Source organism: Pectinatus brassicae (genome assembly GCF_014201835.1).
In the GTDB taxonomy this organism is placed as follows: domain Bacteria; phylum Bacillota; class Negativicutes; order Selenomonadales; family Selenomonadaceae; genus Pectinatus; species Pectinatus brassicae.
Window position 1 is genome coordinate 35693 of sequence record NZ_JACHFH010000002.1, and the last position, 20126, is coordinate 55818.

Genomic DNA, 20126 nt, shown 5'->3' on the forward strand with positions numbered 1-20126 from the left:
ATAATCATGCCTATAAATGGAGCTAGAGCAGTTATTGAAAGTTTCAAACAGGAAAACGTCAATTTAGTATTCGGCTATCCCGGCGGAGCTGTATTGACACTCTATGATGAAATATATAAAACAAAATTCCCCCACATATTGACCAAACATGAACAGGGCGCTGTTCATGCCGCCGACGGTTATGCCCGTGCAACTGGTAAGGTGGGTGTGTGCATTGCCACTTCCGGTCCTGGTGCTACCAATCTAATAACCGGCATTGCTACTGCTAATATTGATTCCATACCTCTGGTATGCATCACCGGACAGGTAGCCACTCCTTTTATCGGCCGCGACTCATTTCAAGAAGCTGATGTCTGCGGTATAACGGCACCAATAACCAAACACAATTATTTAATACGCAATGTAAATGATTTACCGCGTGTTTTAAAAGAAGCCTTTTTTATTTCCCGCACCGGCCGCCCCGGACCTGTTGTAATTGATATAGCCAAAGATGTCTTTGCCGCCGAACTGGACTTTAATTATCCGCAGGAAGTTAAATTACGCGGCTATAGCGGCAAATATATTGGTAATAAAGATGATGTTGATACCGTTATCGAAGCTCTAAAGCAGTCGCAAAAACCTCTGATTTTTGTCGGCGGCGGCGTAGTTTCCGCTAACATGCATGAAGCATTCCGTGAAATCGTTGAAAATTTACAAATTCCTGTAACCAGCACGCTTATGGGACTAGGCTGTGCTGACCCAGAAGATGAGAAAACACTGGGTATGGCCGGCATGCATGGTTCATATGCTTCCAACATGGCCATTATGCAATGCGATTTGCTGCTTGGCATTGGTGTCCGCTTTGATGACCGCGTAACTGGTATTATGAGTGAATTTTCACCCCATGCCAAAATAGTCCAATTTGATATTGATTATGCTGAAGTAAATAAGAATGTAACTTCCCATATCAGCGTTATTGGTGACCTCAAGTGGTCCCTGCCTTTATTATTGGAAAAAATACGGCCAATTACTGAACAAATAAAAACAGCTGCTGCTAATTGGACTCGTTATATAATAGATATGCATAAAAACAATCCATTTACCTATAAAAATTCAGCCGAAATGATTTTAGCGCAAGAAGCTATTGCTGCTGTTGCCAAAATTGCCCCTAGGGACAGCATCGCTGCCACTGATGTTGGACAGCACCAAATGTGGGCAGCTCAATTTTTCCCGGTAAATATGCCTCGTCACTTTATTACTTCAGGTGGTTTGGGCACTATGGGCTATGGTTTACCGGCTGCCATGGGCGCTAAAATTGCCTGTCCTGATAAACCAGTTATTTTATTTACAGGTGACGGCAGTATTATGATGAACTGCCAGGAACTGGCAACTTTAGCCGATTATAATGTCGATATAAAAATAATTGTCATCCATAATCATGTTCTGGGTATGGTTACACAATGGCAGCGCATGTTTTATGGTGAACGCTATTCGCAGTCACTTTTAAACAGCAAAGCTGATATTGTTAAAATTGCCGAAGCTATGGGTATAAAAGCCTGCCGCATCGATAAAAAAGCTGATTTGCAAAATAAATTGCAGGATGCACTTTCCCATAAAGGGCCAATTCTAATTGATATCATCGTTCCGGAAGTCGAAGATGTTCTACCTATGGTTCCCGGCGGCAAACGTCTTGACCAAATGGTACGGGAAGGAGATGTCTAAAAATGAAATACCAGATAGCTATTTTAGCGGAAAATAAGCCTGGTGTCTTGACACATGTATCTGGTCTTATCAGCCGACGCGACTTTAACATTGAAACAATAAATGCCGGCTATACCGAAGAAAATGATGTCACCAGAATTAATATCGTTGTTAATGCCTATGATAAAATGGAACTAAACAAGGTAATCCATCAGATGGCTAAGCTTATTGATGTCATAAAAATAGTCAATATCAGCGAACTCCCCTCGGTAAGCCGTGAACTTATCCTTGTTAAGGTAAAAGCCGATTCAGCCCAGGGACGCGCTGACGTTGTAAACATTGCCAATATTTTCCGGGCACATATTGTTGATGTAGGTCATCAAAATCTTGTTGTTGAACTTACTGGGGAAGAAGATAAGCTGGCGGCATTAACTGATATGCTCAGCTGTTATGAAATCATTGAAATTGCCCGCACCGGTCCAATTGCTTTATCACGCGGCATTATTCCCATTAAAAATATGTAAAAAAATAAAACAGGCATTGAAAGGTGCCTGTTTTATCATTTCCACTATATATTATTTATTTTTCTGTGCCATCATTATTTAAAAATTTCTTATCGATGACATTATATTTTATTTCATTATATGATGATATCTTGCCATTTTCATTAACAACTACATTACCAGAAAAATCAGCTATTTTGGTATCCCAGTTAAAGGATGTCTGATTTGCCGTTATTGATAAATCACCATATTTAAAGCTGGTTCCGCCTTTAACCGTTATTGTTTTATCGTTCCATGCTCCATATAAATCATCACCGGCAAAATTAATAAGGCTGTTATCTTCCTTATTACCATAAACACATTTAATATTGTCCTGTGCCCACACTTCAAAGGATGTTAAATTAACCTGGGCATGATCTGCTTTTACCGAAAACTTACTAGTATCAACATTGACATTGCCATCGAGTTTATATGTACCCGATAAAATATCAAAAGTGGTCTTATCTGCCGTAACTTTAGGTGCAGCCGCAAAAGCTGTATATGATGTGATCAGCATTATAAACATTAATAAAATTGACGTTTTTAAAATACGCATTTGAAAAGCCTCCATTAAATCTAATTTTCTTTTTATTATACCATATATTTCGCATTGTGCTAATTGAAATTTAGATGCCTGAAAGGCTCCCCTGTAGGGGAGCTGGCAGCAAAGCTGCCTGAGGGGTTAACCCTTCCGATTTGACTTCGTCAAGCCACCTTCCCTATGCTGTAGTTCTTAGTGCTTTAGCACTTTAGAAATACAATACACACCGTGCAGGGACGGCTTTAAGGACACACTAGTTTATTAACTAGTACAACACGACATATGTTATATAATCATAATAAGAATTATCTTTTAAAATACATTTTATAAAGGATTTTAGCGGTATTTAATATAATCAATAATATGACTAGATACATTAGATTTTATTATATAAGGTGGTGCCAATTAATCATGAATGTCAGAGAAATAACCGAGGAGCTTGAATACAAAATTCTATCACCAGATGCTGCCAAAAGCCGCGAAGCCATACGAAAAACCAATGAGGTTCTTTGTCCATTCCGCACAGCATACCAACGTGATCGCGACCGCATTCTTCATTCTAAATCATTTCGCCGACTCAAACATAAAACTCAGGTATATATAACTTCTGATGACCATTATCGCACCCGTCTTACCCACAGTCTGGAAGTATCTCAAATTTCCCGTACTATAGCCCGCGGTCTGCGTCTAAATGAAGATTTAACCGAAGCTATTGCTTTAGGTCATGATGTTGGTCATACCCCATTTAGTCATGTTGGCGAAGAAACAATGGCTGATTTAATCGGTCATTTTTCCCATAATGAACAAAGTCTGCGTATGGTTGAATATCTCGAAAAAAATGGCAAGGGATTAAATTTAACTGTAGCTGTAAAAGATGGTATTTTAAACCATACCGGTAAAACATTGCCCAAAACCCTTGAAGGAAAAATTGTTAAAACAGCTGACCGGATTGCTTATCTTTGCCATGATTATGATGACAGCCTACGTTCGGGGCTCCTTAGCAAAAATGATTTACCTTCTCTTGTAAAAAAATCATTGGGCGATGTTCCTTCCTCTATGATAACAGGTATGGTTTGTGATATGATATTGTCATCGAGCAACAAACATGATATTTTATTATCAGAACATATGACTGAGGTAATGAATTCATTTCGCAATTTTATGTTTGAAAAAATTTATCACTCTAAAATATTAGCCAAGGAACGTTATCAGTCCCGCTTTATCATCGAACAGCTTTTTCACTATTATATGAAGCATTTTGATAAACTGCCCACTGAATTCTTAATAAAAGAAGATGCCTGGGGAAAACAGCAGATAGTCGTTGACTATATCGCCGGTTTAACCGACAGCTATGCTGTTGCTAAATTCAATGAAATCTTTGTTCCACCTGTATGGAATCAATGGATAAAAACAGACTGACCACTAAGAAAGGATTGTTGATATGTTACGTTTTTTAACAGCAGGAGAATCACACGGACAATGTTTAAGTGCTATACTGGAAGGGATTCCAGCCGGTCTAAAAATAGATATTAATATGATAAATCAAAAACTGGCTCGCCGCCAAATGGGTTATGGCCGTGGCGGCCGTATGAAAATAGAAACCGATACTGCCGATATTTTATCTGGTGTACGTTTTGGTGAGACCATGGGTGACCCCATTACCTTACAAATTAAAAATCGTGACTGGGAAAATTGGACGCAAAAAATGTCTGTAAGCGGTGAACCATTTGGTGATAAAGTAACCGCCGCCCGTCCCGGTCATGCAGATTTAGTAGGAATACATAAGTATAATCGAACAGATATCCGCGACATCTTAGAACGTGCCAGTGCCCGGGAAACAGCCAGTAAAGTTGCTGTTGGTGCTGTCTGCCAGCAGTTTTTGGCTGAATTAGGCATTACCGTTGCTTCTCATGTCGTTAATATTGGCGGTGTTACCGTTGATAAAACAAAAATAGATTATACTAAAATAAATGACAATACATCTGAGCTTAACTGTCTTGACACTGCTGCTGAAGAAAAAATGTGTGAAAAAATCCGTCAGGCTATGGCTGACGGTGATACCTTGGGTGGTGCTTTTGAAGTTATTGTAACCGGTGCACCTGAGGGCTTAGGCTCCCATATTCAATGGGATAAACGCCTCGATGGCAGACTAGCTCAAGCCATGATGGCGATTCAAGCCATAAAAGCTGTTGAAATAGGTGATGGTATTGAATATGCCAATAATTCCGGCAGTAAAATGCATGATGAAATGTTTTACGATGAAAATAAAAAAGTTTACCGCAAAACAAACCATGCCGGTGGTCTTGAAGGCGGTATGACTAACGGTGAGCCTATTATTGTCCGCGCTGTCATGAAGCCAATTCCTACACTAATGCAGCCGCTTCATTCTATTGACATTGCCAGTCGTGAAGAAGTTTTGGCCTGCAAAGAACGCAGTGATGCCTGTGCTGTTTCTGCCGCTTCTATAGTTGGTGCAGCCATGGTCTCTATAACGATTGCCAATGCTGTGCTTGAGCAGTTTGCCGGTCATGCCATGATTGATATAAAAAACTCTGTGGCAAATTATAAAAAAAGATTGGCTGCACAATGAAAAACATTGTCTTAATAGGCTTTATGGGCACTGGCAAAAGCTGTGTAGGGCGATTGCTGGCTGAAAAAACAAATTTTTCCTTTATAGATACCGACATAATAATTGAAAATGATAATCAAATGAGCATACCGGAAATGTTCACTAAATTTGGTGAACCTTACTTTCGCACCAAAGAAAAAAAAGCCATAAAAAAAGCCGCAGCCCAGTGTAATGCGGTCATCTCTACTGGCGGCGGCGTACCCATGGACATAGAAAATATGAAAATTTTACGGGAAACTGGTGTTATTATCTGCCTATGTGCCAGTGTTGATACAATTATCCAGCGCACTAAAAACCGCAATAATAGACCTTTATTAGCCAAGGAAAAAAACAAAATAACTGCTCTTTTAAATAAACGTCGTCCTGCTTATAATAACGCCGACTTTATAATTGACACCAATGATTTATCTCCCTGGCAGATAGTTTGTGAAATAATGTTGTTTTTAAAAAGGGGAAAAAATTGAAAACTGTACAGGTAAAATTACCAGATAACAGCTATGATATATATATTGATAATAATTTGGATGATAAAATAATTGAATTTTTCCGCCAAAGCAACTTTTCCCGTACAGCCTTTATCGTTTCTGACAGTAATACTGGTGCTTTATACCAGGAAAAAATCACTCAATTACTGCAAACAGCCGGCTATACAGTTACTGGCTATATGATTTCTGCCGGTGAAGCTTCCAAATCAATGGAGACCGCGCAAATATTATATACCGAAGTTATAAATGCCGGTCTTGACAGAAAATCTCCGATAATTGCTTTAGGCGGCGGAGTTGTCGGCGATATTACCGGTTTTATTGCCGCTACTTATATGCGCGGCATACCTTTTATCCAAATCCCTACAAGTCTGCTGGCCCATGTTGATTCATCCGTAGGTGGTAAAGTAGCCGTAAACCATCCTTTAGGAAAAAATCTCATTGGGGCTTTCTATCAGCCCAAAGCGGTGTTTATTGATATTTCAATGCTAAAAACCCTGCCCCCACGGGAAATTGCTACTGGGCTCGGCGAAATTATCAAATATGGTCTTATTTATGATAAAGAATTTTTTTCCTATATAGAAGATAATTCCGCTAAAATATTCAACTACAATGAAAATGTTTTAAGCCAGATCATTGCCCGCTCCTGCGAGATAAAAGCTGCTGTTGTCAGTACGGACGAAAAAGAAAATGGCCTGCGCGCCATACTTAATTTTGGTCATACTATCGGTCACGCCATTGAACGAGAAACAAATTACATAAAGTATAATCACGGTGAAGCTGTTGGTATTGGCATGGTCGCCGCTGCTTTTATAAGCGTAAAAATGAACCTGATTGAAAACAGTATTCTGCCTGCTATTGAGCATATTTTACAATTATGCCAGCTGCCGCAAAAATGCTCTAACTGCGCTGCTGATGCTATTTATAACGATCTTTTCCATGATAAAAAAACCATTGGCGGCAAAATAAATTGGGTACTACTCGATGATATTGGTCAGGTTCATTTAGACAATAATGTTCCGGAATCAATTGTTCGTGAAGCCATTGACTATATTATTGCTTGAATAACACTATCTCTGAAAATACAAGTTTAAAACGTACAAACAAGGGGCTGATGCACATTTATTTATGTGTATCAGCCCCTATATATTACTTCAATAAATCAGATAAAAAAATCAACTTAATTCCCAATGCACACATTGTTAGTGATAATAAAATAACAATAATGCGCGGTCTGGTTTTTTTTGATATTACTGCACCAATCTGCGCACCTACCATTGCACCTATACCAATACCAAGTGCCGGTTTCCAAACAATATGTCCCAATAAAAAATGGGAAACACAGCCCATAAATGATGATACTGCCAATACAAAATGTGATGTAGCCGTCGCTACATGCGGTGGAAACGCCAATACATATATCATCAGTGGTACATGGATTACACCACCGCCGATTCCCAATACACTAGATAAAAAACCAACAAACACACTGATTGTTATCCCTAATTTTTTAGGATATTTAAAATTTTTCTGGTTAAAGTCCTCAGCTGTCGCCTTTTTAGTTGAAGATTTCCAATACATAATAATCGCCAAAATAATTAACATCATGCCAAAGACAAAATTAAAAACCTTACCAGTGAAGTATTCAGCTATATAACTGCCTAAAAAAGCTCCAGGAAGCGTAGCTATAGCAAAAGGAACTGCCGCATCAAAATAAACTCTTTTTTGCTTTATATAAGCCCACGAACCTGATGCCGTATTTAGGAATACGCCAAACAATGATGTCCCAACAGCCTGATAAACATTATGAAAAGTATTAAAAAAACTAGCTGGAGCTGAGGCACTGCCCGTCATAAATAAAATAAATAAAGGGATCATTATAAGTCCGCCGCCAATACCTACTAATGTACCAAATGCCCCTACGCCTATCCCTACCGCAAATAAAACTATAAGTTCCAAAAATGTTCACTCTCCCAATTAGCCGCATCTTTTTATATAATTTTATTTTACCATAAAACAAAGCTGCCGCCAGTTAAAATACTGTTACGGCAGCCAATATTATTTCTTAAAATTAAATTTCTCAGCTATTTTACTATACCAAGGAACAGAAATTCCTACTTTTTCAGCCATCCGGACAACCTCGAACACCAGCCCATCTATTTCGGAATTGCCGCCTTTTTTTAAATCCTTTTGCATTGAAGCAGTGGTTTCCGATGTAAGCGCTGCAAGAATTGCCAAATTCTTTTCTCTGAGCCCATCATCAACTTCAAGCCCCATGGCCTGCCCTACTTTTATTGCTTCATCAACTAATGCGATAAAGGTATCACGTTCCACTCCATCTTGCTGCATTTTACCAGCTGTTATATCATAATATGCCCCTGCGGCTGCCATCGGTGAGACAAACGTAAACTTGCGATAAGTATCGGCAGCAATATTTTGTGATACCACTGGTGCTATGCCCGCCGCTAATAAATCAGCGGCAATTTTTTCTAATTTAGGACGCAGAGCAGTTTCCCCACGTGTACCATAAACAACGCGAAATATATCACTACGTTGGGTTACTTCCCCTGGTGCTGAAACCCAAGCTACAATATAAATACATCCTTCCAGGACATTTTTTCCCGGCAGTTTTTCTGCCAATTGCTTGCCCGTCCCAAAAATATTTAATATTGGAATTATAATAGTATGACGATCTGATACCTTCTTTAAAAATGGAACTATTTCATCAATGGAATATCCCTTCACACTTACAAAAATAACATCAGCTTTGCTTTTATATTCTTCTGTACTCATTACCTTTATATCCGGCAGATGAGTTTCACCTTTTTTATCAGAATGCAATATAAGGCCATTTTCTTTTAGTGCCTGCAAATGTTTTCCTCTGGCAATAAGTGTTACATCTTTGCCTGCTGCCGCTAAAAATCCGCCTATACATGCTCCTGTTCCGCCTGCGCCTAAAATAACGTAATCCATATTTTAATACCTCCCAAATAAAATTTATAAGGTAACTAATATGCTAAGCCTACTCTATATATTAGATATAATTTAATATACTGCATACAATTTTATTATATCACACTAAAAAAAATAGAAAAATATTTTATTTTACATTATGAACATTGTATTAATAAATACAATTTGTTATTATTAATACAGCTATTATCGTTTAATTGTTTACATAACTATAAATACTACGCGTATTTAACATATTATTTATAATCTCTTTTTTATTATCGAAGGTGGTAACATGCCCAATATCCAGCTTGGCAATACATGTTTTGACTATATTCAGCAAAAACAAAAACGCAAAACCATAACCATAGCTTTAAAAAATGCTGGTCAAATTTTAATAAAAACCCCCCATAATATTTCAGCAAAAGAAGCCTGTGATATTTTGCAGCGCTATGCTGATTGGATAAAAGAAAAAAATCAAGCTTATGAAAAATTATCACAGCAGGCCCCTATAAATGATAATTACATATTATATCGTGGCAGAAAAATTAATATCAGTCGTATCTTTTCCCCTACATATCCAGCTGTACAACTAATTGATGACCATATCAATATATACTATCCCAGCTCATTACTGCTGCCACTTGCAGAAATATTTTTACCCTGGTACAAAATGCAGGCACGCTTATATTTAACTGAGCGCACTATTTTTTGGGCAGAAAAACTGCAGGTAAATCCTGCCAATATTTCCGTAAAAGATCAAAAAAGCCGCTGGGGCAGCTGTTCTTCCTTAAAGAACTTAAATTATAACTGGCGCATTATGATGGCTCCTGATAATATAATCGATTATCTTATTGTTCATGAACTGTCACATCTAAAAGAAATGAATCATTCCGTAAAATTCTGGTCAATCGTTGCCCAATATGACCCTTCGTATAAAAAACATCGCCTGTGGCTCAAACACAACGGAGATTTATTACTGCATGTACTGCGCAACTAAAAAACAGCTGGAATTAATCCAACTGTTTTTTTTATTATATCTTGCTTATATCCGGACGCAGATTTTGCGCTCTTCTCAAATAAATATGCTGTATTTCATTTTGCTTTTTATCAGTATCGACTAATAATAATACGCGAATGCATTTTTCAATACTGTTATCAACCGCCATCTGCTGGGCATCAAATAATGGCACCATATCCCAGCCAGCAAGTTTTCTGGCAGCAGCTGCTGGAAAAGTCACATCTATATCGGTTGTTGCTGAAAAAATTGCCGCCCCTATATCTTCTGTATTTATGTCATTTGCTAAAATTATTTTTTGTAATAATTCCTGGACAGCCTCATTTACTATTGTTTTTTCATTTTTTTCCACAGTTATTGCCCCACGAATTCCCCGCAACAAAATCTCCTCCTAAAATCATTATACAAAATCTAACGATGCCGCCATATACTTATAATTAAGCGTGCACATAAAATCAGTGCGGCTAAATAGCCTAATACTCCTAGAAAAGGAATTTCCAAAAACTTAGGTGACATATTAGTCGTACATATTATTGATGATCCCAGCAACAATGCCGAACTTATGATACCAATAATAAGCTTATTAATCATTTTATCAACATATTTAAGCGGCTCTTCTGAGCCGGTAACATCAAGATTAACCTTGGTTTGTCCACTCATGGTCATCTTTATCATATCTGATAACTGTTCCGGCAGCTGCATAGAACGATACATCAGAGAATAACTTTCATGCTGGAATTTTTTTATTTCATCTTTCCAATTAAAATCACGGGAAAAATCTTTTTGCAGCTGTTCCCGCATTATATCAACAAAATTAACCTGCGGACAAACAATCTGCATAACTCCGTCAATAGACATTATCCCTCGGGCAAACATGCTAAGCCCCGGTGCCACACCTAAATTATGGCGACGCAGTACCGCTATAATATCATGCGAAAGCGCTCCTAAGCTTAATTCCTTGAACTGTAAATCATTATAATGCATCATTAATACATCGATATCTTCATATAGTTTTATATGATTTATCTTAGTTTTTACAGTTCCTAGTGACAACACTGCTGACTTCATCGCAAAAGTATCATTATGGGCCAATGCGTATATGGCTTTTTTTAATGCGGCTCGTTCCTGCTGTGATAAACGCCCCATCATCCCCAAATCCAGCCAAATAATTTTGCCATTATTTACCCAGATATTTCCCGAATGAGGATCGGCATGAAAATAACCATCATTTATTATTTGCTTGATATAATTTTTGCCTAAATTTAAGCCTAATTTTTCAATATTATAACCGGCTCTTTTTAACTCATCGACTTTGTCAATACGTATTCCTGCTATATATTCCATAACCAGAATACGTGCTGTCGTAAGTTTTCTATAAACATACGGACAACCAACATTAGAATCATCGCTGTTTAAGTGACGAAATTCATCAATGTGGTCGGCTTCCATCATAAAATCCATTTCCTGCTTCGTAATTGTCCACATTTCGTCGAGAACTGCCATAAAATCAACAACATCATGTGACTTGCTGAATAATTGCAGCAGCTGTACAACTCGCTTAAGCAACGTGATATCCTGTGCCATTACTTCATATATTCCCGGTCGCTGCACTTTAACTACTACTTTATCACCATTCTTCAATGTTGCTTTATGCACCTGGGCAATCGAAGCTGAACCTAAAGCCTCTTCATCAATATCAGCAAAAACATTCGACCATTTTTGGGCATATTCTTGTTCAATAACTTCTTTTATTATAGAAAATGGTAAAGGATTAGCCTGCGTCTGCAATTTACTTAATTCGTAAATGTATTCCCCCGATAAAAAATCCGGACGCATTGATATTACCTGTCCGAGTTTTACAAAAGTGGGACCGAGTTCCTCTAATATCAAGCGCATTTTTTCTGGATTCATTCCACGTACAACTTCGTATTTACGCAGTACGCTGAGCATTTGGCGCAAACGCAATGATGAACCTTTATAACCGACTTTATCATTTTTTAATATATCTTTTAACATAAAATTACTCCTGGAAAATCCCTTAATAAAACTATCCGGCTTCTCAACCCGACAACAGTTTTTACGGATATAAACACTACTCAGTCAATAACTTATAAATTCACTGCCAAATATCCGAAGTCAACCAACCACCAGCTGCCATATGATTTAATGGTCCTGCACCACTGCCTAAATCAAGATTTGTTTGCATGGCCATAGTCACATACTTTTTGGCATTTTTAACACTTTGTTGAAGATTAAACCCTTCCGCCAAATTACAGGCTATTGCCGATGATAAAGTACAGCCTGTACCATGTGTATTTTTATTATCTATTTTTCTACTATTATAGATATATGTCAAATTTTTATCGCATAAAACATCATCAGCCGAATCCGTTAAATGACCACCTTTTACCAGCACTGCACAATCATCTTGTCTCTTAGCAAAAACTTTTTCATAGATAATTTTTGCCGCCTTTTCCATTTCATCAGTAGTAGTTGGTGTAAAACCTGCCAGCACTGCTGCTTCGCCAATATTGGGCGTTATAATAGAAGCTAACGGCATTAATTCGTTCTGTAAAATAACTGTTGCTTCTTTCTGCAATAACTTACTGCCTGCTGTGGCTGCCATAACTGGGTCAAGTACAATATTTCGCACCTTATACTGCTGCATTTTTCTGGCAATCATTTGTATTATTTCCTTATTTGCTACCATGCCAATTTTTACAGCATCCGGTATTATATCAGAAAAAACAGCATCCAGCTGCGCTCCAACAAAATCGGCATCAATTGCCTGCACCGCCTGAACGCCTGTCGTATTTTGGGCTGTAAGGGCTGTAATTACACTCATGCCATATAAACGATGTGCCGTTATTGTTTTTAAATCAGCCTGAATTCCCGCACCGCCGCTGCAGTCAGACCCCGCAATCGTTAAAACTTTTTTCATAAAATCATCCATTCACTATGATATTTTATTCTTATATATTAATTTTTATGCAGCAATATAGATATACGTTTTAATTCTACTATATTGTAAAATTGTAAGCAACTTAATATTTATACAAAATTGCAGATTAATACCTTTTATCACCATAAGGATGACTTTATTTTATTCATTAAATAAGTTATACTCATTTTAGTTAATTCGATTTTATAAAGGATGATTCAAATGGCAATAAAACTCATAATCAGTGATCTTGACGGAACATTATTAAACACTAAAAAACTAGTAAGCACAGCTACTATTGCAGCTTTTGCCGAAGCTTCGAAGCAGAAAGTTGCTTCCTCCATAGCTACAGGACGCATGCATATGGCCGCATCGTTTTTCGGCAAAACCATCGGTTCTAATGTGCCGGTTATTTCCTGTAATGGCACCATGATTCGCGACATCAATACCGATGAAGCTATTTATGAAGAATATATTGATGATACTGTCAGCGAAGATCTACTGGCTTTTTTATATGCACATAATATATATTGCAGCTGGTACATTGGCACGCAGATATATGCACCTTATTTTTCCTGGGATATGTTTCCCGGCTATCGTACTGTTAAAAACTTTACCATTAATGAACTAGGTGCAGATTATAAAAACTATACAAAAAATATTACTCAGATTGTTCTGCGTAGTGAAGAAAATATCCCTACTGATTTACTAAATACTCTAACAGATAAATATCAAACTGCTGTTAAATTCCAGCAAAATACCGGCTATACCATCGATATCACTCCACCGCATATCAATAAAGCTATTGGCGTAAAAAGACTTGGTGAATACCTCGGCATCACTAAAGATGAAATCATGGTTCTTGGCGATGGCGATAATGATATTGATATGCTTAAATATGCCGGCTTATCAGTTGCTACGGAAAATGCTATTCCCGAAGCCAAAGGAGCCGCTTCTTTTGTAACCGACAGCTGTGATAACGATGGTGTTGCTAAAGCCGTTTTAAAAGTTTTACATAATAATATATAAAACTTTGAGTAGCAAAAGAGGACTGTCACATATGATATATTAACCCTTCCGTCACCGCTTCGCAGTGCCACCTTCCCTAAAGGGCCGGCTTCAAACCATAAAATACAAAGTTACTATACGCTTTTTATTAACTAAATCAAAATCATTTATAAAGGTAGACATTGCTAATGACTTCTATATTATTTATTGCTCCTCATGAAGAAATCGCCGCTACTGCTCAAATGATTATTAAAAAAATGCATATCGATATCCCTGTAATCACGGCCTCCAATCAAGCCGCTGTAAATGCAGCTATTACCCAGGAACAAATTTCTATAATTATAAGCCGCGGGGGCACTGCTCGTGATTTACGCCAATATACCAATAAAATAATAGTTGAGTTGCATACTTCGTTTATTGACATAAGCACCGCTATAGAAAAGATTGCTGCTGCCGGCAGTAAAAATATTGCCATTGTTTCCACTGATAATATTTTAGAAAATGCCAGTAATTTATTTAATTTTGGCGATATCAATATTAAATTTTGTCCGTGCAAAGATGATACCCATATCATAAAAAAAATTCAAGAATTATCGAATTGTAATATTGATGGTATTATTGGTGATATCCAGGCAGTAAAAACAGCACACAACCTGCAAATTAAAAACAGTATTTACATTGATTCTGGTATTCTTTCTATAACTAAAGCCCTTGAAGAAGCTTTATCACTTGATGCTAATCAGCGAAATAAACAGCTGCGGTTAAAGACCATGCAGGCTATTATTGATAATATTGACGAAGGAATCATTGGCTGCAACCAAGAACAAAAAATTATTTTTTCCAATAAAGAAGGCCAAAAAATTCTGTCAGCTAATCCTGCTTTTTTCTTTGATAATTACTCTAAACGACTAATAAAAGATTTAGAAGAATATAAAGGAAAAGTTATTGAATTAAATTCAGAAAAAATCTTACTCGACCTCATTGAATTAAATATAACAAATGAATATAAAAACAATATATTGATATTCCAAAAGGTCAGCAATATTGAAAATTCCGCGCGAAGAATTCGCACAGCCCTGCAACAAAAAGGCTTATATGCTAAAAAGAAATTTTCCGATATAAAATACAGCTCAAAAGAAATGGCTGCTGTCATCACATTAGCACAGCGATTCGCTAATTCTAACTCCAATATATTAATTTACGGCGAAACCGGCACCGGCAAAGAAGGTCTGGCCCAAAGCATCCATAATAGCAGTCCGCGCCGTAATAAACCCTTCGTTTCTGTTAATTGTGCCTCCCTGCCACCAACCTTAATTGAATCAGAATTATTCGGCTATGTTGATGGTGCTTTTACCGGTGCCCGCCGCTCCGGGAAAAAAGGCTTATTTGAACTTGCCCATACCGGTACAATATTTCTCGATGAAATAGGTGATTTACCCTTAGATATCCAAAGCCGCTTATTGCGTGTTCTGCAGGAACGGGAAATAATGCGCATCGGTGACGATAAGATAATGCCGATAGATATCCGCATTATCTGTGCCACTAATAAAAATTTAAAACAATTAATAAAAAATGGGCTATTTCGCCAAGACCTTTACTACCGTATCAATGTACTGCGCCTTAGCCTGCCGCCGCTGCGTGAGCGACAGGAAGATATTATGCCGTTAATTTATTTTTATCTCCATAAATATTTACCAGCTAAAAATTCCTCTAAGCCAAATTTCCCTGAAAACATTATAAAATATCTAAAAACTTATTTCTGGCCCGGTAACGTACGTGAATTGAAAAATATGGCTGAGGCACTAGCCTTTAGTTACCCTGATAACTTAAACCTCTGTGCAATAAAAACAATTCTTGATGATACTGCCATGGAAAGCTCTGATAACAATTTAAAAATCCCTATTGTTAATGATTTAAAGGAAATGGAAAAAAATATTTTACAGCAGCTTTTAGATAAATATTCACCTGATGAAGTCTGTCAAATGCTGAAAATAAGTCGTGTTACATTATGGCGAAAATGTAAATAATTTCAAAAATGAATTTTATTTATTTCATTTTTGAAATTATTTTACTATCTATGAACAACATTAAATTTTACAAAACTTGCATAAATATATTTATTACAAACACACTGCCCTTGCTGCAGCTGTGTTTTTCTTTTTATATAAAATATTTATGAATGTTTTTTATTAAATTGGCATATAATTTGCATTATTTTATTTATATATATTTATAAAAACTATACTGAGGTGTACTCGTATGAAAACTGTAATTATTCCTGAACCTGGGCAAGTAAAAATTATCGAAACAGAAAAACCACCGCGCAAAAAGGGCGAAGCCCTTTTAAAAATATTATACGGCGGCATTTGCGGCAGTGATCTTGGCACATATCGCGGTACCTTTGCCTATGCTTCTTATCCCCGTATTCCCGGCCATGAATTTTCCGCTGAAATTATTGAAATTGATGACAATGACTATAATTTAAAAACCGGTATGATTGTAACCTGCAATCCATATTTTAACTGTGGCAAATGTTATTCCTGCCAGCGGGGGCTCGTAAACTGCTGTACCAGTAATGAAACCTTAGGTGCACAAAGAGATGGCGCTTTTTCCCAATATATAACAATGCCTGTTGAGCGAATTTATGACGGCAAAGGCCTACCGGCAAAAACGCTGGCCTTAATTGAACCATTTTGTATAAGTTATCATGGTGTCAGCCGTGCCCATATAACCCCTGGTGACAATGTACTTATCGTTGGTGCTGGCACAATTGGTGTCTTAGCAGCTATCGCTGCCAAAGCTGCTAAAGCCAATGTTTATATTTCTGATATTTCTAAAGAAAAAATGGATTACGCTATAAAAACATTTAATCTTGATGGTGGTATATTAAATACAAATCCCAAAGAATTTATAACCAGAGTAAATGAAATAACCAATAACAATCTTTTTGATGTTACTATTGAAGCAGTAGGATTACCTGCTACATTCCAAAATTGTATTGATGCTGTAACCTTTGGTGGTCGTATGGTACAAATAGGTGTCGGCAAAAAAAATCATGATTTTGATTTTACCCTGCTGCAAAAAAAGGAATTAAATGTATTTGGTTCACGCAACGCTTTAAAAAAAGATTTCTTAGAATTAATTGATTTAGTAAAATCCGGCGCTGTCGATATAGAAAAAATCATAACCAATACTTATACTTTAGATACCGCTGATAAGGCCTTTTCTGACTTTAGCAAAAATGCCGCTTCCATGCTTAAAGTTATAATTAAATTTTAAATTTAGGAGTCTTTCTTATGAAAATGTTAAATATGACTACCCAGCCTGAAATGAAAACCAACTTACCTGAAAAAATAATTCAATTTGGCGAAGGCAATTTTTTGCGCTGTTTTATCGACTGGATGATAAAACGCTTAAATGATAAAAATCTTTTTAACGGCCGAGTTGTTGCCATACAGCCAACACCACACGGTCAGATAGTTGGTAAACTTAATGAACAGGATGCTCTATATACAACTATCCTGCGCGGCATCCAAAACGGTACTACTATAAATAAAGCCGAAATAATAAACTCTGTAAGCCGCGGTATAAATCCTTATACCAATTGGCATAATGTGTTAAAATGCGCTGAAAATCCTGCTATTGAATATGTATTTTCCAACACTACAGAAGCCGGTCTTACTTATAATAATGAGGATACCGCCCAAATGCAGCCGCCTTTATCATTTCCCGCAAAATTGACATTATATCTTTATCATCGTTATGAATATTTCCACGGTGCTGCTGATAAGGGCATGTATATTATACCTTGCGAATTACTCGAAGCTAATGGGGATTTACTAAAAAAAATTATCCTGCATTACTGCGCTGATTGGAATTTACCGCAAAACTTTATCAACTGGCTAAATAACAATAATAAATTTTATAATACACTCGTGGATAGGGTAGTAAGCGGCTATCCTAAAGATGAAATTGAAGAATTGACTGACAAATTGCAATACGAAGATAAATTACTTGTCTGCGGTGAACCATTTCATTTCTTTGCTATCGAAGGTGATGAAATATTAAAAGAAAAACTTCCTTTTGCTAAAATTGGTCTTAATGTTGTCGTAGAAAAAGATATCAGCAAATACCGCCAGCGCAAAGTCAGACTTTTAAATGGCGGTCATACAGCTAATGTTCCGGCAGCCTTTCTCAGCGGTCTTGATACTGTTGCCCAAATGATGGATGATAGTACAACCGGCAGATTTTCCCGCCATGTCATCAATGATATTATCCTTCCTTCAATTAATATGGATAAAAAAATGCTGTCTGAATTTGCTAATTCCGTTGTAGAACGCTTTCAAAATCCATTTATCAAACATTATTTGCTCAGTATTCTCTTAAATTCAACTTCTAAATTTAAAGTAAGAGTACTTCCTTCATTATTGCAGTACCATGATAAATTTAATAAATTTCCTGATGAATTATTGTTTAGTTTTGCTGCTTATATTTATATTTATAAACCTGTTCGTACAGCCGATAATCATTTATACGGCCTGCGAAAAGGACAGGAATATGAACTTACTGATAATAAAATAAATATCAATAAATTAGAACAGGCTTGGGGCTTATATGCTAATAGTGAATCAACTGCCCAGCAAACTGCTGTGGCAATTGTAAATGATGCGTCATTATGGGATACAGATTTTTCGGTATTTCCCGAAGTTGCTGAAACAGTTGGCAGCTACTTATATCAGATAGATACAAAAGGCTGCAAAGCGGTTATGAAAAATCTTTTAAGTGTTGGAGTATCATTATGAAGGCACTGCAAATAAATAAAAATGACAATGTAGCTGTAGCTTTAGAAAATTTATCTAAAAATGACATTATTGCAATAAACAATAAACAAGTGGTTCTGCTTGATGATATCAATTTGGGGCATAAATTTGCCCTGCAGGCAATTGCTGCCAATGATAACATCATAAAATATGGCTTTCCTATCGGTCATGCCAATTGTAATATTCCTACTGGCAGCCATGTCCACACACATAATATCACAACTAATCTAGGCAATATTCTTGACTACACTTATAAACCCGCTATTCCAGCCAGTCTCCCCAGTAAAAATGCCGTTTTTATGGGCTATCAACGTGACAATGACATTGTTGGTATTCGCAATGATATTTTTATCATCCCTACCGTAAATTGTGTTACAGCAACAGTTCGCTATTTAGAACAATTTGGTCGAACACTGGTTAAAAACTTTACTAATGTCGATAATTGTATTGCTATAACCCACCCTTACGACTGTTCTCAAATAGGCAATGATAAAAAAATGACTCAGACTATTTTAGCCGATATTGTAAATCATCCTAACGCCGGTGCAGTATTAGTTGTCGGCTTGGGCTGTGAAAACAATAATATCTCTGAATTTAAAAAAGTACTGAGGACATATAATGATAACCGCGTAAAGTTTCTTGTAACTCAGGAAGTTACTGATGAAAATAGTGTTGGTGAAAAATTACTTTCTGAACTAATGACCTTTGCCAATCAGTTCACACGTACGGCCTGCTCCATTGATAAATTGCGCATTGGTCTTAAATGCGGCGGTTCCGATGGCCTTTCCGGCATTACGGCAAATCCTCTAATCGGTAAATTATCCGATCTTGTTATTGGTAGTGGCGGTACCACTGTTCTTACTGAAGTCCCAGAAATGTTCGGTGCAGAAACGCTGCTTATGAATAGAGCTGTCAACGAGAATGTATTCAATAAAACCGTCAATTTAATAAACGATTTTAAAAAATATTTTAAACGCTATAATCAAATAATCTCCGATAATCCCTCTCCCGGCAATAAACAAGGTGGCATCACAACATTGGAAGATAAATCCCTAGGCTGCGTACAAAAAGGCGGCCTGGCGCCCGTAGTTGAAACATTATCCTATGGTGCTGTCCTCGAAAAACAAGGTCTTAATCTATTAAATGCCCCCGGCAATGATTCCGTATCAACTACCGCCTTAGCTGCCAGCGGCTGTCAACTCATATTATTTTCTACCGGGCGCGGCACTCCATGGGGAACTATTACACCAGTTATAAAAATTGCAACTAATACTCAGTTAGCTGACTATAAAGCCAATTGGATAGATTTCAATGCTGGTGAATTAGTAAATAACGTTTCCATAGATTCCCTACGTGATAAATTATTTGATTTAATAATAAAAACAGCTTCTGGGCAGCTCACTAAATCAGAACATATGGATTTTCATGAAATAGCCATAATGAAAGACGGCGTAACTGAATAAAATTATCTTTATAAACAAAAAACACCTGTTATCAGGTGTTTTTTGTTTAT

Annotated in this window: 18 protein-coding genes; 12 read left to right on the plus strand and 6 right to left on the minus strand. The window is 37.0% G+C overall.

Annotated elements, in window-relative coordinates:
• Positions 1–6 precede the first annotated feature (6 nt).
• Both ilvB and ilvN read left to right on the plus strand, forming a co-directional pair.
• Positions 7–1701, plus strand: coding sequence for a biosynthetic-type acetolactate synthase large subunit (ilvB, locus tag HNR32_RS01155; RefSeq protein ID WP_183858949.1), 1695 nt, complete (start codon positions 7–9; stop codon positions 1699–1701).
• 2 nt (positions 1702–1703) lie between these two features.
• On the plus strand, positions 1704–2204 hold the full coding sequence (ilvN, locus tag HNR32_RS01160) for an acetolactate synthase small subunit (protein WP_183858950.1): 501 nt from the start codon (positions 1704–1706) through the stop codon (positions 2202–2204).
• Positions 2205–2259: 55 nt separating this feature from the next.
• Here the strand turns inward: ilvN and HNR32_RS01165 are convergent, their stop codons facing one another.
• Positions 2260–2778 carry an organic solvent tolerance protein OstA gene (locus tag HNR32_RS01165; protein ID WP_183858951.1) on the minus strand — a complete coding sequence of 173 codons (519 nt, stop codon included), beginning with the start codon at positions 2776–2778 and terminating at the stop codon, positions 2260–2262.
• A 396-nt stretch (positions 2779–3174) separates the two neighbouring features.
• On the opposite strand from HNR32_RS01165, the gene HNR32_RS01170 reads away from it, so the two are divergent.
• Genes HNR32_RS01170 through aroB form a run of 4 tightly spaced genes read left to right on the plus strand, consistent with a single transcriptional unit; the run spans position 3175 to position 6938 of the window.
• Entirely contained in the window at positions 3175–4182 is a 1008-nt protein-coding gene (locus tag HNR32_RS01170) for a deoxyguanosinetriphosphate triphosphohydrolase (protein WP_183858952.1), read from the plus strand.
• 22 nt (positions 4183–4204) lie between these two features.
• Complete coding sequence (gene aroC, locus HNR32_RS01175) at positions 4205–5353, plus strand: chorismate synthase (protein ID WP_183858953.1); 1149 nt, start codon at positions 4205–4207, stop codon at positions 5351–5353.
• Positions 5350–5856, plus strand: a complete 507-nt coding sequence (locus HNR32_RS01180; protein ID WP_183858954.1) for a shikimate kinase — start codon at positions 5350–5352, stop codon at positions 5854–5856. The genes aroC and HNR32_RS01180 overlap by 4 nt, the downstream gene beginning before the upstream one ends.
• Positions 5853–6938, plus strand: a complete 1086-nt coding sequence (gene aroB / locus HNR32_RS01185; RefSeq protein WP_183858955.1) for a 3-dehydroquinate synthase — start codon at positions 5853–5855, stop codon at positions 6936–6938. The genes HNR32_RS01180 and aroB overlap by 4 nt, the downstream gene beginning before the upstream one ends.
• A gap of 85 nt (positions 6939–7023) precedes the next feature.
• On the opposite strand, the gene HNR32_RS01190 is transcribed toward aroB, so the two are convergent.
• Together HNR32_RS01190 and HNR32_RS01195 are read right to left on the minus strand one after the other, a co-directional pair.
• Positions 7024–7833 carry a sulfite exporter TauE/SafE family protein gene (locus HNR32_RS01190; protein ID WP_183858956.1) on the minus strand — a complete coding sequence of 270 codons (810 nt, stop codon included), beginning with the start codon at positions 7831–7833 and terminating at the stop codon, positions 7024–7026.
• 99 nt (positions 7834–7932) lie between these two features.
• Entirely contained in the window at positions 7933–8847 is a 915-nt protein-coding gene (locus tag HNR32_RS01195) for a ketopantoate reductase family protein (protein WP_183858957.1), read from the minus strand.
• A gap of 274 nt (positions 8848–9121) precedes the next feature.
• On the opposite strand from HNR32_RS01195, the gene HNR32_RS01200 reads away from it, so the two are divergent.
• A complete protein-coding gene (locus tag HNR32_RS01200) occupies positions 9122–9826 on the plus strand; it encodes a M48 family metallopeptidase (RefSeq protein ID WP_183858958.1) in 705 nt (234 codons plus the stop codon).
• 34 nt (positions 9827–9860) lie between these two features.
• Here the strand turns inward: HNR32_RS01200 and aroH are convergent, their stop codons facing one another.
• From aroH to thiD, 3 genes are all read right to left on the minus strand, one after another.
• A complete protein-coding gene (gene aroH, locus HNR32_RS01205) occupies positions 9861–10223 on the minus strand; it encodes a chorismate mutase (RefSeq protein WP_183858959.1) in 363 nt (120 codons plus the stop codon).
• 32 nt (positions 10224–10255) lie between these two features.
• Complete coding sequence (locus HNR32_RS01210; protein WP_183858960.1) at positions 10256–11860, minus strand: ABC1 kinase family protein; 1605 nt, start codon at positions 11858–11860, stop codon at positions 10256–10258.
• Between the two features lie 100 nt (positions 11861–11960).
• The gene (gene thiD / locus HNR32_RS01215) at positions 11961–12785 is read right to left on the minus strand and encodes a bifunctional hydroxymethylpyrimidine kinase/phosphomethylpyrimidine kinase (RefSeq protein WP_183858961.1); all 825 of its coding nucleotides are present in this window, start codon (positions 12783–12785) and stop codon (positions 11961–11963) included.
• Positions 12786–13007: 222 nt separating this feature from the next.
• Between thiD and HNR32_RS01220 the strand changes: the two genes are divergently transcribed.
• The 5 genes from HNR32_RS01220 (at position 13008) to HNR32_RS01240 (ending at position 20076) form a co-directional block, all read left to right on the plus strand.
• Positions 13008–13814 carry a Cof-type HAD-IIB family hydrolase gene (locus HNR32_RS01220; RefSeq protein ID WP_183858962.1) on the plus strand — a complete coding sequence of 269 codons (807 nt, stop codon included), beginning with the start codon at positions 13008–13010 and terminating at the stop codon, positions 13812–13814.
• Between the two features lie 167 nt (positions 13815–13981).
• Positions 13982–15820, plus strand: a complete 1839-nt coding sequence (locus HNR32_RS01225; protein ID WP_183858963.1) for a sigma 54-interacting transcriptional regulator — start codon at positions 13982–13984, stop codon at positions 15818–15820.
• 232 nt (positions 15821–16052) lie between these two features.
• The gene (locus tag HNR32_RS01230; protein WP_183858964.1) at positions 16053–17072 is read left to right on the plus strand and encodes a zinc-binding alcohol dehydrogenase family protein; all 1020 of its coding nucleotides are present in this window, start codon (positions 16053–16055) and stop codon (positions 17070–17072) included.
• 17 nt (positions 17073–17089) lie between these two features.
• Positions 17090–18595 carry a tagaturonate reductase gene (locus tag HNR32_RS01235; protein WP_183858965.1) on the plus strand — a complete coding sequence of 502 codons (1506 nt, stop codon included), beginning with the start codon at positions 17090–17092 and terminating at the stop codon, positions 18593–18595.
• Positions 18592–20076, plus strand: coding sequence for a UxaA family hydrolase (locus HNR32_RS01240; RefSeq protein ID WP_183858966.1), 1485 nt, complete (start codon positions 18592–18594; stop codon positions 20074–20076). The genes HNR32_RS01235 and HNR32_RS01240 overlap by 4 nt, the downstream gene beginning before the upstream one ends.
• Positions 20077–20126: the final 50 nt, after the last annotated feature.

Bases quoted from the DNA above. Each gene is read 5' to 3' on its own strand.
- ilvB (WP_183858949.1), top strand. From the start codon at position 7: ATGCCTATAAATGGAGCTAGAGCAGTTATTGAAAGTTTCAAACAGGAA.
- ilvN (WP_183858950.1), top strand. From the start codon at position 1,704: ATGAAATACCAGATAGCTATTTTAGCGGAAAATAAGCCTGGTGTCTTG.
- HNR32_RS01165 (WP_183858951.1), bottom strand. From the start codon at position 2,778: ATGCGTATTTTAAAAACGTCAATTTTATTAATGTTTATAATGCTGATC.
- HNR32_RS01170 (WP_183858952.1), top strand. From the start codon at position 3,175: ATGAATGTCAGAGAAATAACCGAGGAGCTTGAATACAAAATTCTATCA.
- aroC (WP_183858953.1), top strand. From the start codon at position 4,205: ATGTTACGTTTTTTAACAGCAGGAGAATCACACGGACAATGTTTAAGT.
- HNR32_RS01180 (WP_183858954.1), top strand. From the start codon at position 5,350: ATGAAAAACATTGTCTTAATAGGCTTTATGGGCACTGGCAAAAGCTGT.
- HNR32_RS01195 (WP_183858957.1), bottom strand. From the start codon at position 8,847: ATGGATTACGTTATTTTAGGCGCAGGCGGAACAGGAGCATGTATAGGC.
- HNR32_RS01200 (WP_183858958.1), top strand. From the start codon at position 9,122: ATGCCCAATATCCAGCTTGGCAATACATGTTTTGACTATATTCAGCAA.
- HNR32_RS01210 (WP_183858960.1), bottom strand. From the start codon at position 11,860: ATGTTAAAAGATATATTAAAAAATGATAAAGTCGGTTATAAAGGTTCA.
- thiD (WP_183858961.1), bottom strand. From the start codon at position 12,785: ATGAAAAAAGTTTTAACGATTGCGGGGTCTGACTGCAGCGGCGGTGCG.
- HNR32_RS01220 (WP_183858962.1), top strand. From the start codon at position 13,008: ATGGCAATAAAACTCATAATCAGTGATCTTGACGGAACATTATTAAAC.
- HNR32_RS01225 (WP_183858963.1), top strand. From the start codon at position 13,982: ATGACTTCTATATTATTTATTGCTCCTCATGAAGAAATCGCCGCTACT.
- HNR32_RS01230 (WP_183858964.1), top strand. From the start codon at position 16,053: ATGAAAACTGTAATTATTCCTGAACCTGGGCAAGTAAAAATTATCGAA.
- HNR32_RS01235 (WP_183858965.1), top strand. From the start codon at position 17,090: ATGAAAATGTTAAATATGACTACCCAGCCTGAAATGAAAACCAACTTA.
- HNR32_RS01240 (WP_183858966.1), top strand. From the start codon at position 18,592: ATGAAGGCACTGCAAATAAATAAAAATGACAATGTAGCTGTAGCTTTA.